Here is a 13,156-nt window from a genome sequence, read left to right as displayed (position 1 = left end):
ACCCGTCAGCGGGCGAGGACGCGGTTCAGCCAGGTCAGCAGGTCGTTGATGATCTCCTGTTTGTTGGTCTCGTGGAACAGCTCGTGGCGGGCTTCCGGATAACTGAGACAGGTGACGTCGACGAGGCCGGCCTCGCCGTAGCGTTCGACAAGCAGGTCGCTCAGTGAGAGACCGGCGTTCAGCGGGTCGTGATCGCCGACCAGGACGCAGACGGGCAGATCCGCGGGGATGCCCTTGGGCTCGGCGAGTGACGCCGAGGCGGCGGTGATGTCAGCCATGCCTGGGCGTCGAGGCTGAAGCCGCACATGGGGTCGGCGAGGTAGGCGTCGACGGCCAGTGGTCCTTGCCGTCCAGTTCCACCCTTCCCCGGGCGGCGACGAGACCGGTGACCGCGTCCACGAAGGTGGTCTTGCCGGCCCCGTTGGGGCCGATGAGCCCGACGAGCTGGCCCTCGCCGACCTCCAGGGAGACATCGCTGAGCGCGTGGACGCCGCCGTAGCTGACGCCCAGCTGCTGGACAGAGAGCACGTTCACGGTGCGACCTCCTTGGCGTCGGCAGTGGTGATGCCGAGGTGGATCTGCGGGGTACCGACGGCGGACGCGTGGTCGGCCGGTGGTCCCGTCGTGGCCGCCGCGCGTCTCGCCCTCCTCGCCGTCCTCCGGCGGTGGGCGGCGCCGGCGATGCCGTCGGGGTTGGCGATCAGTGTGACGATCAGGGAGACGCCGCCGAAGAGCAGGGCCCACGTCCCCTTGATCCCGAACCACTTGTCCAGCGCGTGGGGCAGCAGCGCCTCGGTGGACATCAGTCCCGCGATCACGGCACCGGACACCATGGTGATGCCGCCGATGTAGGCGAAACCGATCAGGCCGAGGGCGGCCAGCGCGGTGAACCGGGCGGCGCTGACCGAGCCGAAGTTGTAGCCGTAGAGGGTGCCGGCGGCGCTGGCGATGAAGGAACTGATGGTGAACGCGGCGATCTTCACGGCCCGTACGTCGACTCCGGCTGCCGCGGCGGCGCGCTCGTTGGAGCGGACGGCGAGCATCCGCCGGCCGAGTCCGGTGCGCCTGAGGTGGGCGACGTACAGTCCGAGGGCGACGGTGACGGCCAGGACGAGGAAGCCGAACATGGGGCTGGGTTCGCTGCCGTCCAGGCCGCGGAAGTCCGCTTTCGGTCCGAGGTCGATCCCGAACAGGCGCGGCGGGGGTACGGACACTCCGGCCGTTCCGCCGAACGAGGTGTTGTTGAACAGCGCCTGTTCCATGGCCAGGGCCGCGGCCAGGGTGACGACGGCCAGGCTCACGCCGCGCACCCGCAGGGCGGAGACGCCCGCGGCCACTCCGAGCAGGGTGGCCAGCACCATCGCGCCGAGGGCGGAGAACGGGAACGGGATCCCCCACCGGACCGAGAGGTGGGAGAGGAGGAAGCCCGCCGTGCCGGAGAGCGCGAGCTGCATCACGGAGATCTGTCCGACGCAGCCGGTGATGACGACGTAGGACAGGACGATGACCATGCCGATCAACGAGTTCGTGAGGGCCTGACGGAAGTCGAACGGAAGCACGACCAGTGCGGCCGCGGCGACCGCGGTGGCCATCAGGGCGGGACGGAGCAGCCGTTCGGGCAGGGGCATCGCGGGCAGTCGCTGTTCGACGAGTTCACCGCGGCGCGGCAGACCGGCACCCCGCACGTACAGGGCGACGACCATCAGGGCGAAGACGAGGAGCTGCTGGAGGCCGGGCATGGCGTTGCCGTTGTCGGTCGGGAACCAGCTCTGCGTGGAGAGGTAGTACACGATCGACTGGAGCACTCCGATGAGGATGCCCGCGGTGCAGGCGATCCACAGCGAGGTGAACCCGGCGAAGAGGGCGGCGGCCAGGGCCGGGACCACCTGCAGGGGGAGCGTCATGGAGTCGACCTGCACGATGGGCGCGGCCAGGACACCGAGCAGCCCGGCGACCAGGGCGGCAAGGAGCGTGTTGGCCATCGAGACGCTGTTGGGCGACAGGCCCGCCAGCAGAGCGGCCTGTTCGTTCTCCGAGGCCGCGCGGGTGGCCAGGCCGAAGCGGCTCCACCGGTACAGCGCCCCGAGGGCCAGGGCGATCACGACGACCAGTCCGGCCAGGGCGAAGCGGTCGGAGGGTGTGGTGATGCCAAGGACCGCTGGTCCCTCGCCACCCGGGCCGCGGTGATGGTGTTCGACCAGTTCACCGAACCGGCGTAGGGGGCCTGCACGTCCATGCGGCGGTTCCGGCCGAGCTGCATGGTTGCGCGCGGGTGGGCAGTCGGTGAGACGCGAACGGCTCTGCCAACACCGGCCTCATGACCGCCTCGACGGATCTCGGTCCGCGGGTGGCGGAACAGGCCGAACGCGGACTCAGCCGGCCCGGCCCCTCCCGGCCAGGCCCCGGAGTTCGTCGACGGCCAGGTGCAGCTCGTGGTCGAGGCGTACCAGGGCCTCGTCGTCGGTCGACATCGGGGAGCGAGTGTGCGCGGCCAGTTCCAGGCGTCGGCACAGGTCCGCGGCGCGGGCGGCTCCCACGGTGGCGCAGCTGCCCTTGAGGCGGTGCGCCGCCATGCCCGCCGTGTGGAAGTCCCCCGAGCCCACGGCGTCCCGGAGCCGCCGCAACGTCTCCGGGGCCGTCGTCGCGAAGGCGTCGGCGATCTCGGCGACCGCCTCCGGGGGCAGGTCCGACAGCTGTGCGGTGATCTCCGATTCCTCCGGCCCGGTGGGCCCGCCGGTGCGCGTCCCCGTCCAGAGGGGGACCCGGGCGAGCACCTGCTGCCAGTCCACGGGTTTGGTGAGATGGTCGTCCATGCCCGCCGCCAGACACCGGGCACGGTCGTCCGGCATGGCCGCCGCCGTCATGGCGACGATCGCGGCGCGTTCGTCGTCCGGCTGGTGCCGCCGGATCTCGGTGGTGGCCGCGAGGCCGTCCATCCCGGGGAGCTGGCAGTCCATGAGGACGAGGTCGTACCCGCCGTGGAGCGCGGACCGCACCGCCTGCTCACCGTCACCGACCACGTCGACATGGTGGCCGGCCCGTCGCAGCACCAGCTGGGCCACCTCGGAGCTGACCTCGTCGTCCTCGGCGACCAGGATGCGAACGGTCGTCTCCGCGGCGGGGGACGACTGGTGCCCCGGTGCCGGCGCGCCGTGCTGGGGGAGGGCCGGGTGGCCCCTCCGGCCGCTCTCCGCACCAAGGGTGTTCTCGACCGCCGCCAGCAGTCGGCGGCGGCTCACCGGGCGGGTGACCGACTGGACGGCCCGCTCCTGAGGACGGGAGGCAGCCGGCCATGCGGCCCCGGTGCGTCCCGGGCTGAGCAGCACGATGACACCGGTGGCATCGAACAGGACGTCGTTAAGGACGGCTTCGGCGAGCGAGCCGTCCCCGTCGAGCGTCAACCGCAGGTCGATCACGGCCAGGTCGTAGGGTGCCCCGTCGGCAGCCGCGGTGCGCAGTGCCGCCAGGGCAGCCGCCGCGTCCGCCGCCTGGTCCACCACCAGACCCGCGCCGGTCAGCATGCGGTCGGCCAGGGCGCGGCTCTCGTCGTCCGCGTCCGCGACGATCGCACGGCGGCCGTCGAGCCGGCCGGTGGCCGGGGCGGTCCAGGTGAGGACGGGCACCGGCAGGGTCACCCAGAAGCGGCTTCCGACCCCCTTCACGCTGTCCAGCCCGATCCTGCCGCCCATCAGCTCGACCAGCTGCCGGCTGATGGCGAGCCCCAGACCGCTGCCGCCGGTGCGGCGGGTGATGGGAGAGTCCACCTGGCGGAAGGTCTCGAAGACGCGCTCACGGTCCTCGTCACCGACCCCGATGCCCGTGTCGGTGACGGTGAACCGCAGGACGGCCGAGCCGGCGGCAGGCGGGGCGTCCGGCTCCGAGGACGACCCCTCCAGCGCGACCTCCAGGTCGATACCGCCCTGGAAGGTGAACTTCAGGGCGTTGCCGAGGATGTTCGTCAGCACCTGCCGGAGCCGTACCGGATCACCCAGGACGTGCTGGGGCAGGTCCTCGGCGAGGCGCAGTGTCAGCCACAGCCCCTGCCGGTGGGCGAGCGGGGCGAACGGCGCCACCACCTCGTCGCACAGCCGCGGCAGGTCGAAGGGCACCGCCTCGATGCGCAGCCGGCCGGCCTCGATCTTCGACAGGTCGAGGAAGTCGTCGAGCAGATGGAGGAGGTTCTGCGCGGACTCCTGGGCGGTTCCCGCGTAGTGCCGCTGCTCGTCGTCCAGCCGGGTGTCGAGCAGCAGGGCGTTCATCCCCAGGACGCCGTTGATCGGTGTGCGGAGCTCATGGCTGACCTTGGCCAGGAACTCCGACTTCGCCGCTGACGCGGTCACCGCCTCGTCCCGGGCCCGGGCCAGTGCCCGGGCATACCGCGCCAGGGTCCGTTGCGCCCGCCGCCGGCCGCGGCTGGTGTGGATCTGGAACGCGAGCCCGACCAGGATCACCGCGGCGAGCAGGGCCGCGACGGTCAGCACCCGGTCGCGCAGCCGTGCGGCGGAGGCCAGCGCCTGGTCGGCGGGCACCTCCGCGGTGACCGTCCAGCCGATGCCGGGAATGGGCCGGGAGGCCGACAGCACCAGCCCGTCGAAACCGCGCCGGGTGGTGAAGAGCGTACGGCCGGCCAGAGCCGCGTCCACCCGGGGATCCTCGCGCAGGGAGGTGAGCGCGTACAGCTTGCCCCTCGGGTCGGCCACCAGGACACCGGTCTGGTCCGTGATGAGCAGTCGGATGCCCTGGGCCGCGGCCGCCTCCGAGGCGAAGGTCTGGACGGCGTCCAGGCTGTAGACGGCGGCCAGGACGCCGACCTGCCGACCGCGGGTGTCCCGGATCGGGGCCGCGACGGCAACGGCCCGCGACACGCCCGGCATGGCCGGCGTGTACGCCTGGGACACATACACCTGCTTCCGACTGCTGACCGCGCGGTACCAGTCGGTGCCGCGCACGTCCGACATCAGCTCGCTGGACGGTTGCGCGCCGACCACTCGCCCGTCGGCACGGGTGACGATCACGCCGCTGATGCCGGCCCGCGTCCGCGCCAGCTCCCGAAGGGTGTCGGCCAGGGCCGCCCTGGGGCTTCCGAAGCCAGGCGCGACGGCGGAGCGGACGCCCGGTCGTTCGGCGTACGCGCTGACGAGCTGCTTCAGTGAGCCGATCTGCTGCTCCACCACGACCTGGCTCACCGAGGCCGTCGTCTGGACCCGGTCGCGCACCTCACTGCGTACCGCCCGATCGGACAGCCTGATGCTGGACGAGGTCAGGAGGCCGAGCGGGAGCAGGCCGAGCAGGACCCACAGCAGGGCCACCGCCGACAGCCAGCGCAGGTCGCCGTCACCGTTTCGACCGGACCGAGCGGGCGCGCGCCGTCCGGGCACGGCAGATCGCCATCCCAGTGCGCTCACCTCCGGCGGAAGGGGTGGACCTAACGGTTGCGCCGCGGTCGTGCGGCGAGTGTTGCCAGATGCTAATGGGGACCGTCAACAATTGGCGCGACGCCGTGAGCACAAGGCACAAAAGGCCCCGGACGCGCCCCCGGTCCGGAATCCTGTTGCCCCGCAGCGTCGGCATGGTCGCCACATCGGGAGGAGCATGGCGATGGCGGTGAGGGACATCACCCTTCTCATCGTGGACGACGACCCGGTCGTCACCGCCACCCTGCGTGCGCAGGTCAACCGCATTCCCGGTTTCCGGGTGGTGGCGATCGCCCACACCGGCCGCGAGGGGTTGGCGGCGGCCCGCCGCTTCGCTCCGCACCTGATCCTTCTGGATCTCCATCTGCCCGACATGCAGGGGCTCGACATGGCGCACCAGCTGCACCGGCCGGGGCGCCCGTCGCCGGACATCATCGTGATCTCGGGCCGGAGGGACTCGACCGCCGTGCGCGCGGCCATGCAGCGCGGCGCCCTGCACTACCTGGTCAAGCCGACCCGGACCGGGACGGTGGAGCAGACGCTCAACCGGTACGCGGCGGCCCTGGCGCACCTGTCCTGGGGCGAGCGAGCGGTGGAACAGCAGGAGATCGACCGGATCTTCCGCTCGTTGCACCTCGACCCGGTCAACCGCCCCAAGAAGGTCTCGGCCCCCACCGAGCAGTCGATCCTCGACGCGCTGGCCGCCGCCGAGTCGGACCTCTCGGCGCAGGAGACCGCCGAGGCGGTGGGGATCAGCAGGGCGACCGCCCGGCGATACCTGGAGTACCTCACCGAGCAGGGGCAGGTCGAGGAGAGCCTGCGCTACGGAGCGACGGGCCGGCCCCAGCACCGCTACCGGCTGTGGGCGCCGTGATCGTCCGCAGAGCCGTGCTGTCCGCCCTGGGCGGCCTGGTGCTCGGTGCCTGCGTCCCGGCGGACCGGGACGGCTCCGCGGCACGGTTCCCCAAGGACTCCACCATGGCCCGCATCAGGGAGCGGGGCGTGCTCACCGCCGGCATCAAGTTCGACCTGCCGCTGTTCGGGTACAAGGACCCCTCGACGGGGTGGATCACCGGTTTCGACGCGGACGTCGCGCGCATGGTGGCCCGGGACCTCACCGGCAGTGAGCACAACATCCGGTTCATCGAGACGATGCCCCGCAACCGGGAGGACTTCCTCGACCGGGGTGTGGTGGACATCGTCGTGGCCACGTACTCGATCAGTGACGAGCGCCGCAAGCGGGTGGACTTCACCGACCCCTACTACCGGTCGTGGCAGGACGTACTGGTCCGCAGCACGGACACGGACGTGCACACCGTCTCCGACCTCGTCGGCAGAACGGTGTGCACGGCAGCCCGTTCCACTCCCCTGGAGCGGTTGCGGGCCCGGCTTCCGCAGGCCCGGCTGGTGGTGGTGGACAACTACAGCGAGTGTGTGTCCCCCCTTCTCGAGGGGCGGATCGACGCGATCAGCACCGACGACTCGATACTGCTGGGGCTGATGAGCGAACACCCGGACTCCGTACGGCTGCTGGGCAGCCCCTTCGGCGGGGAGTCGTACGGCATCGGTATACGCCGCGGCGACAGCGACTTCCGTGACCATCTCAACGGCCTGATCCGCCGTTTCCTGACCGACGGGCGCTGGGACGAGGTCTTCCGGAGCACCATCGGCGTGATGGGCGTGTCCCCCAGGACCGCCAAGCCGTCACCCTCGCTCTGAGCACAGGGCCAGGCAACTCCCTCGCGGCGACAGGCCGCTCCCACGGGGAACGGCCGCGGGCCCGGCCTCCGCCTGCCCGGCCCCGCCGGGAACGACGAGCGGACACCCCGACTCCGTACGGCCGCCGGGCCAGGGCGGGAGTGCCCCGTCCACACCTCCGGCGCCCTCGCGCTGAGCACAAGGCGCACAACTCCCTTGCGGCGAAAAGCCGCTCCTACGGTATCGCCATCGCCACCGGGAACGGCATCGCGGCGGCGGACCACCAGTAAGGGAGAGGCGCGTGCCCATGACCAAGAACCTGCCGGCAGGACGGCAGCAGGAGGCGAACACCCCTCTGGTGGTGCTCGACAAGGTCAACAAGCACTATGGCCCACTGCACGTTCTGCAGGACATCGACCTGGCGGTGAGCCGGGGTGAGGTCGTCGTGCTGATCGGACCCTCCGGGTCCGGCAAGTCCACTCTGTGCCGCACCATCAACCGGCTGGAGACCATCGACTCGGGCATCATCATGGTCGACGGCACGCCCATGCCCTCCGAGGGCAGGCAACTGGCGCGGCTGCGCGCCGAGGTCGGCATGGTGTTCCAGGGGTTCAACCTCTTCGCCCACAAGACGGTCCTGGAGAACGTCACCCTCGCTCCGGTGAAGGTCCTCAAGCAGGACCGGAAGGCCGCCGAGCGGCGCGCCCGCGAACTGCTCGACCGTGTGGGCATCGCCAGCCAGGCCGACAAGTACCCCGCCCAGCTGTCGGGAGGTCAGCAGCAGCGGGTGGCCATCGCCCGGGCCCTGGCCATGGACCCCAAGGTGATCCTCTTCGACGAGCCGACCTCCGCGCTCGACCCGGAGATGGTCAACGAGGTGCTCGACGTGATGACCTCCCTGGCCCGCGACGGGATGACGATGCTCGTGGTCACGCACGAGATGGGCTTCGCCCGCCGGGCCGCCGACCGCGTGGTGTTCATGGCCGACGGCCAGATCGTCGAGCAGAACAGCCCCGACGCCTTCTTCTCCCACCCGCGCAGCGAACGCGCCAAGTCGTTCCTCGACAAGATCCTCACCCACTGAGCCGGCCCTCGGGCCCATGCGGCCACGCCTGTCCACTCACCACGCACACCAGGAGATTCACCATGTCCAAGAGACTGATCGCCGCCGCTCTCACCACCGTGATGGTCGCGCTGGGCACCAGCGCCTGCGGGGGCGGTGGCGAAAGCAACAGCAACGCGTCCGTCGTCGACAAGGCCAAGAACGACAAGAAGCTCGTCATCGGTGTGAAGGCCGACCAGCCCGGTCTGGGACTGCGCACCCCCGACGGCAGCTTCAAGGGCCTCGACATCGACGTGGCCACCTATGTCGCCAAGGAGCTCGGCGTGGACCAGAAGGACATCACCTTCAAGGAGACGGTGTCCGCCAACCGCGAGGCGTTCCTGGAGCAGGGGCAGGTCGACATGGTGGTGGCCACCTACTCCATCACCGACGAGCGCAAGCAGAAGGTCTCCTTCGCCGGTCCGTACTTCGTGGCGGGCCAGGACCTGCTGGTGCGGGCCGACGACAAGTCCATCACCGGCCCCGGCTCGCTCAACGGCAAGAAGCTGTGTTCGGTCGCCGGCTCGACCTCGGCCCAGAAGATCAAGGACAGCTACGCCAAGCAGGCACAACTCCAGGAGGAGCGCAGCTACTCGGCCTGCGTGGACCGGGTGCTGGGCGGTCAGCTCGACGCGATCACCACCGACAACGCCATCCTGGCCGGCTACGCGTCGCAGCACCCCGGCAAGCTCAGGCTGGTCGGCAGGACCTTCAGCACCGAGAACTACGGCATCGGCCTGAAGAAGGGCGACAAGAAGGGCCGGGACGCGATCAACGACGCCCTGATGAAGATGTTCGCCGGCGGCGGCTGGAAGGCCGCGGTCGACTCCAACCTGGGCAAGTCCGGTCTCAAGGTCGCCCAGACCCCGAGCCTCGACCGGTACTGACTGGCAACCGCTGGACGGCGGGCGACCGGTGGCGGCAGGCAACTGCCCGGCCCTTGCCCGCCCCGACGAAGTAAGGCCCTGATGGACGCACTGATAGTCGAGCGAGAAACGATCCTCGCCGCGTTCTGGATGACCCTGCGACTCACCGCTTTCAGCGCGCTCGGCTCCCTCACCCTCGGTACCGTTCTCGCGGGCATGCGCGTCTCCCCGCTTCCGGTACTGCGCGCCGCGGTCCGGGCGTACGTGACCGTGGCACGCAACACACCGCTCACTCTGATCCTGCTCTTCACCAGCCTGGGTGTGGGCGCCAACCTCGGTGTGGAGTTCTCCGAACGCGTCGACACCAACAACTTCTGGCTCGCCGTCGTCGGCCTGACCGCGTACACGTCGGCGTTCGTGTGCGAGGCCCTGCGGGCGGGCATCAACACCGTCCCCCTGGGGCAGACGGAGGCGGCGCGGGCGGCCGGGCTGAGCTTCGTCCAGACCTTGCGGCTCATCGTTCTGCCCCAGGCGTTCCGTGCGGTGATCACGCCGCTGGGAAGCATCCTGATCGCCCTGACCAAGAACACGACCATCGCCCTGGTGGCGGGTGTCGCTGAGGCGTCCGTCCGGATGCGGGAGATGATCGAGGTGTACGGCGACCAAGTGATCCAGATCTTCCTCGGGTTCGCCGCCGGCTTCGTCGTGCTGTGTCTCCCGACCGGTCTGTTCTTCGGCTGGCTCTCCCGTCGCCTGGAGGTGGCCCGATGAGCCACGCGAACCTGTACGAGGTCCCGGGCGCGCGGGGTGTGCGCCGCAACCGAATGCTGGCCGCGGTCATCGCCGTCGCGCTGACCGCCCTGACGTACGTGATCTACACGCGGTTCGACGCCAAGCAGCAGTGGGAGGCGGAGAAGTGGCGGCCCCTGCTGCGGGGCGAGGTCTGGACGACCTTCATCGTGCCCGGCCTGCTCGGCACGCTCCAGGCCGCGGCGCTGGGCATCGTGTTCTCGGCCGCCTTCGGGCTGGTGTTCGCCACCGCCCGGCTGTCCGAGCACCGCTGGATCCGCGTCCCCGCCGCGGCGATCGTGGAGTTCTTCCGCGCGGTGCCGCTGCTGCTGCTCATCTTCTTCGCCTTCTTCGGCTCCTACGCGATCATCGGGGTCAACGTCTCCCCGTTCACCGCCGTGGTCTTCGGCCTCACCCTGTACAACGGCTCGGTCATCGCGGAGACCCTCAGAGCGGGCGTGAAAAGCCTGCCGTCGGGTCAGATGGAGGCCGCGCAGGCGCTCGGCATGCGCAAGGGCAAGGTCATGCGCCTCATCCTGCTGCCGCAGGCGATCACCGCGATGATGCCGGCCATCGTCAGCCAGTTCGTCGTGCTGCTCAAGGACTCCGCCCTCGGGTTCATCGTCGGCTACGACGAGCTGGTCGACCGCGGCCTGAACGGAATCGCAGCGAACTTCTCCAACGTCATCCCGGCGGCCATGGTGGTGGCTTCGATCTTCATCCTCCTCAACATGGCGCTCGACGCCGTCGCCCAGTGGCTGCGGCGCAGGATCAGCAGCGGCCGGAGGACCGGGACCACCAAGGGCGGCGACACCGCCGTCGCTCCGGCGGCCGAGCCGGTCGGTTCCGTCTGACCCGAACCACAGGCCGATCGGTCGCAGTGTCGGCCGCACGTCCCAGCGGCACCACGCCGGCCCTCACCCCAAGCCCGGCCCGCGCGGCCGGATTCAGGAGTACGCATCATGGCGGAGGAACCGTTCCGCATCGAGCACGACCTTCTCGGCGACGAACCCGTACCGCAGTACGCCTACTTCGGCATACACACCCTCCGGGCGGTGCACAACTTCCCCATCACCGGCATCCGCGTCTCCGCCTACCGCGACCTGGTCAACGGACTGGCAGCGGTCAAGCAGGCCGCGGCGGCGGCCAACCGTGACCTGGACCTGCTGGACCCCGCGAAGGCCGAGGCGATCATCAGCGCCTGTGCGGAGATCCGCTCCGGAAGGCTCCACGACCAGTTCGTCGTGGACGTGTTCCAGGGCGGCGCGGGCACGTCCACCAACATGAACGCCAACGAGGTCATCGCCAACCGGGCACTGGAGCTCCTCGGGCACAGCCGCGGCGAGTACCGGCACCTGCACCCCCTGGACGACGTCAACGCCGGGCAGAGCACCAACGATGCCTACCCCACCGCCCTCAAGGTGGCCCTGCACGAGACCACTCGACGCCTGGAGCGTGCCATGGCCACACTGCGGCATGCCTTCGAGGCGAAGGCCGAGGAGTTCGCCGACGTCGTCAAGACCGGCCGTACCCAGCTGCAGGACGCGGTGCCCATGACCCTCGGCCAGGAGTTCGGGGCCTACGCGCGGACGCTGGGCGAGGACGAGCAGCGCCTCGCCGAGGCCCGTGCCCTGCTGGGGGAGATCAACCTGGGCGGCACCGCGATCGGCACCGGTCTCAACTCCCACCCCGACTACGCCGCGCTGGCCTGCGCGCATCTGCGTGACATCACCGGCCTGGAACTGTCCGTCGCCCCCGACCTGGTCGAGGCCACCCAGGACGCCGGTGCCTTCGTCCAGTTGTCCGGTGTGCTCAAACGCATCGCCGTCAAGCTCTCCAAGACCTGCAACGACCTGCGGCTGCTCTCGTCGGGCCCGCGCGCCGGCCTCGGCGAGATCAACCTGCCGCCGCGACAGGCGGGCTCCAGCATCATGCCGGGCAAGGTGAACCCGGTCATCCCCGAAGTCGTGAACCAGATCGCCTTCAAGGTCATCGGCAACGACATGGCCATCACCATGGCCGCCGAAGCCGGTCAGCTCCAGCTCAACGCCTTCGAACCGCTCATCGCCCACTGCCTGTTCGAGAGTCTCGCCAACCTGGAGGCCGGTTGCCTGACCCTGGCCGAACGCTGCGTCGTCGGCATCACCGCCAACCGGGAACACCTCCATGCCGTCGTCCACAACACCATCGGGATCATCACCGCCCTCACGCCGTACATCGGCTACGCCCAGGCCGGCGCCGCCGCCCAGGAAGCCCTCACCACACACCGCTCGGTGGCCGAGGTCGTGCTGGGACGGGGCCTGCTGTCCTCCGACGAACTGAGCCTTCTCCTCCGGCCCGAGGCCCTGGCCCGCCCCGGCGCCCATGACCTGCGGGCATCAACCACGTGACGCTGCTCCGCCGGGGCGCCTCACGGCACCGCCGTGGCCGGGGCGGCGGCCGGGGTTCCGGTCGCGCCCCGGCTCGCGGGGGTGGGCTCAAGCGGTCAGCGTCCCTTGAACACGGGCGCCCTCTTCTCCATGAACGCGCTCATCCCCTCCTTCTGGTCCTCGGTCGCGAACAGCGCGTGGAACACGCGGCGTTCGAAGAGGAGCCCGTCGCGCAGACCGGTCTCCAGGGCCCGGTCGACCGACTCGCGGGCCGCCCGGACGGCCGGGTGGCCGTAGGAGGCGATGGCCGCGGCGGCTTCCGTGGCCTCGGTGAGGACGCGGTCGTCCGGGACCACCCGCGACACCAGGCCCGAGACCTCCGCCTCGCGGGCGCTCATCGTGCGGCCCGTGAGGATGAGGTCCATGGCCTTGGCCCGGCCGACCAGACGGGTGAGCCGCTGGGTGCCGCCGATGCCGGGGATCACCCCGAGCTTGATCTCCGGCTGGCCGAAGACCGCCGACTCGCCCGCGATGACGAGGTCGCACATCATGGCGAGTTCGCAACCGCCGCCCAGCGCGTAGCCGTTGACCGCCGCGATCTTCGGCGTGCGGAAGCCGGCGAACTCCTCCCAGCCCGCGAAGTAGTCCTCGGCGGCCATGTCCACGGCCGACTTCCCGGCCATCTCCTTGATGTCCGCACCGGCCGCGAAGACCTTCTCCGAACCGGTGACGACGAAGCAGCCGACCTCCGGGTCGCGGTCCAACGGGCGCAGCGTTTCCAGGAGTTCGGCCAGCAGCTCACCGCTGAGGGCGTTCAGGACGTGCGGCCGGTGTAGTCGTACGGTGACGACGCGGTCGTGACGCTCGATCTTGAGGGTGTTCATCTGTTCTCCTCCCGTACACCTCTTCTGGCGGTTC

12 protein-coding genes are annotated in these 13,156 nt (G+C 70.4%); 7 read left to right on the top strand and 5 right to left on the bottom strand.

Features of this window, described 5'->3' with window-relative positions; genetic code table 11:
* Positions 1-5: 5 nt before the first annotated feature.
* The 4 genes from ACZ4Z2_RS34160 to ACZ4Z2_RS34145 form a co-directional block, all read right to left on the bottom strand.
* The gene (locus tag ACZ4Z2_RS34160; RefSeq protein ID WP_468081375.1) at positions 6-278 is read right to left on the bottom strand and encodes a hypothetical protein; all 273 of its coding nucleotides are present in this window, start codon (positions 276-278) and stop codon (positions 6-8) included.
* Positions 271-534, bottom strand: a complete 264-nt coding sequence (locus tag ACZ4Z2_RS34155) for an ATP-binding cassette domain-containing protein (RefSeq protein WP_468081373.1) — start codon at positions 532-534, stop codon at positions 271-273. Before ACZ4Z2_RS34155 ends, ACZ4Z2_RS34160 begins: the two co-directional genes overlap by 8 nt.
* Positions 531-2,102, bottom strand: coding sequence for an ABC transporter permease subunit (locus ACZ4Z2_RS34150; RefSeq protein WP_468081372.1), 1,572 nt, complete (start codon positions 2,100-2,102; stop codon positions 531-533). The genes ACZ4Z2_RS34155 and ACZ4Z2_RS34150 overlap by 4 nt, the downstream gene beginning before the upstream one ends.
* Positions 2,103-2,372: 270 nt before the next feature.
* Entirely contained in the window at positions 2,373-5,378 is a 3,006-nt protein-coding gene (locus ACZ4Z2_RS34145; protein ID WP_468081370.1) for a hybrid sensor histidine kinase/response regulator, read from the bottom strand.
* Between the two features lie 220 nt (positions 5,379-5,598).
* Between ACZ4Z2_RS34145 and ACZ4Z2_RS34140 the strand changes: the two genes are divergently transcribed.
* The 7 genes from ACZ4Z2_RS34140 to ACZ4Z2_RS34110 all read left to right on the top strand — a co-directional run bounded on the left by ACZ4Z2_RS34140 (position 5,599) and on the right by ACZ4Z2_RS34110 (position 12,259).
* Positions 5,599-6,288: a response regulator gene (locus tag ACZ4Z2_RS34140; RefSeq protein ID WP_468081368.1), complete on the top strand. Its 690-nt coding sequence runs from the start codon at positions 5,599-5,601 to the stop codon at positions 6,286-6,288.
* On the top strand, positions 6,276-7,133 hold the full coding sequence (locus ACZ4Z2_RS34135; RefSeq protein ID WP_468081367.1) for a glutamate ABC transporter substrate-binding protein: 858 nt from the start codon (positions 6,276-6,278) through the stop codon (positions 7,131-7,133). The genes ACZ4Z2_RS34140 and ACZ4Z2_RS34135 overlap by 13 nt, the downstream gene beginning before the upstream one ends.
* 286 nt (positions 7,134-7,419) lie before the next feature.
* Complete coding sequence (locus tag ACZ4Z2_RS34130) at positions 7,420-8,196, top strand: amino acid ABC transporter ATP-binding protein (protein ID WP_468081365.1); 777 nt, start codon at positions 7,420-7,422, stop codon at positions 8,194-8,196.
* A gap of 62 nt (positions 8,197-8,258) precedes the next feature.
* Positions 8,259-9,101 (top strand): glutamate ABC transporter substrate-binding protein, encoded by an 843-nt coding sequence (locus ACZ4Z2_RS34125; RefSeq protein ID WP_468081364.1) that lies wholly within the window; start codon positions 8,259-8,261, stop codon positions 9,099-9,101.
* A gap of 81 nt (positions 9,102-9,182) precedes the next feature.
* A complete protein-coding gene (locus ACZ4Z2_RS34120) occupies positions 9,183-9,851 on the top strand; it encodes an amino acid ABC transporter permease (protein WP_468081363.1) in 669 nt (222 codons plus the stop codon).
* Positions 9,848-10,723, top strand: coding sequence for an amino acid ABC transporter permease (locus ACZ4Z2_RS34115; RefSeq protein ID WP_468081361.1), 876 nt, complete (start codon positions 9,848-9,850; stop codon positions 10,721-10,723). Before ACZ4Z2_RS34120 ends, ACZ4Z2_RS34115 begins: the two co-directional genes overlap by 4 nt.
* A gap of 108 nt (positions 10,724-10,831) precedes the next feature.
* On the top strand, positions 10,832-12,259 hold the full coding sequence (locus ACZ4Z2_RS34110; protein ID WP_468081359.1) for an aspartate ammonia-lyase: 1,428 nt from the start codon (positions 10,832-10,834) through the stop codon (positions 12,257-12,259).
* A gap of 95 nt (positions 12,260-12,354) precedes the next feature.
* Here the strand turns inward: ACZ4Z2_RS34110 and ACZ4Z2_RS34105 are convergent, their stop codons facing one another.
* On the bottom strand, positions 12,355-13,122 hold the full coding sequence (locus tag ACZ4Z2_RS34105; RefSeq protein WP_468081358.1) for an enoyl-CoA hydratase-related protein: 768 nt from the start codon (positions 13,120-13,122) through the stop codon (positions 12,355-12,357).
* Positions 13,123-13,156: the final 34 nt, after the last annotated feature.

Source organism: Streptomyces sp. NPDC030183, from assembly GCF_055573455.1.
This window is presented reverse-complemented; position numbering and strand designations above follow the sequence as displayed.

Coding starts and splice junctions, on each gene's coding strand:
- ACZ4Z2_RS34115 (WP_468081361.1), top strand. CDS start 9,848: ATGAGCCACGCGAACCTGTACGAGGTCCCGGGCGCGCGGGGTGTGCGC.
- ACZ4Z2_RS34140 (WP_468081368.1), top strand. CDS start 5,599: ATGGCGGTGAGGGACATCACCCTTCTCATCGTGGACGACGACCCGGTC.
- ACZ4Z2_RS34110 (WP_468081359.1), top strand. CDS start 10,832: ATGGCGGAGGAACCGTTCCGCATCGAGCACGACCTTCTCGGCGACGAA.
- ACZ4Z2_RS34120 (WP_468081363.1), top strand. CDS start 9,183: ATGGACGCACTGATAGTCGAGCGAGAAACGATCCTCGCCGCGTTCTGG.
- ACZ4Z2_RS34160 (WP_468081375.1), bottom strand. CDS start 278: ATGGCTGACATCACCGCCGCCTCGGCGTCACTCGCCGAGCCCAAGGGC.
- ACZ4Z2_RS34125 (WP_468081364.1), top strand. CDS start 8,259: ATGTCCAAGAGACTGATCGCCGCCGCTCTCACCACCGTGATGGTCGCG.
- ACZ4Z2_RS34130 (WP_468081365.1), top strand. CDS start 7,420: ATGACCAAGAACCTGCCGGCAGGACGGCAGCAGGAGGCGAACACCCCT.
- ACZ4Z2_RS34105 (WP_468081358.1), bottom strand. CDS start 13,122: ATGAACACCCTCAAGATCGAGCGTCACGACCGCGTCGTCACCGTACGA.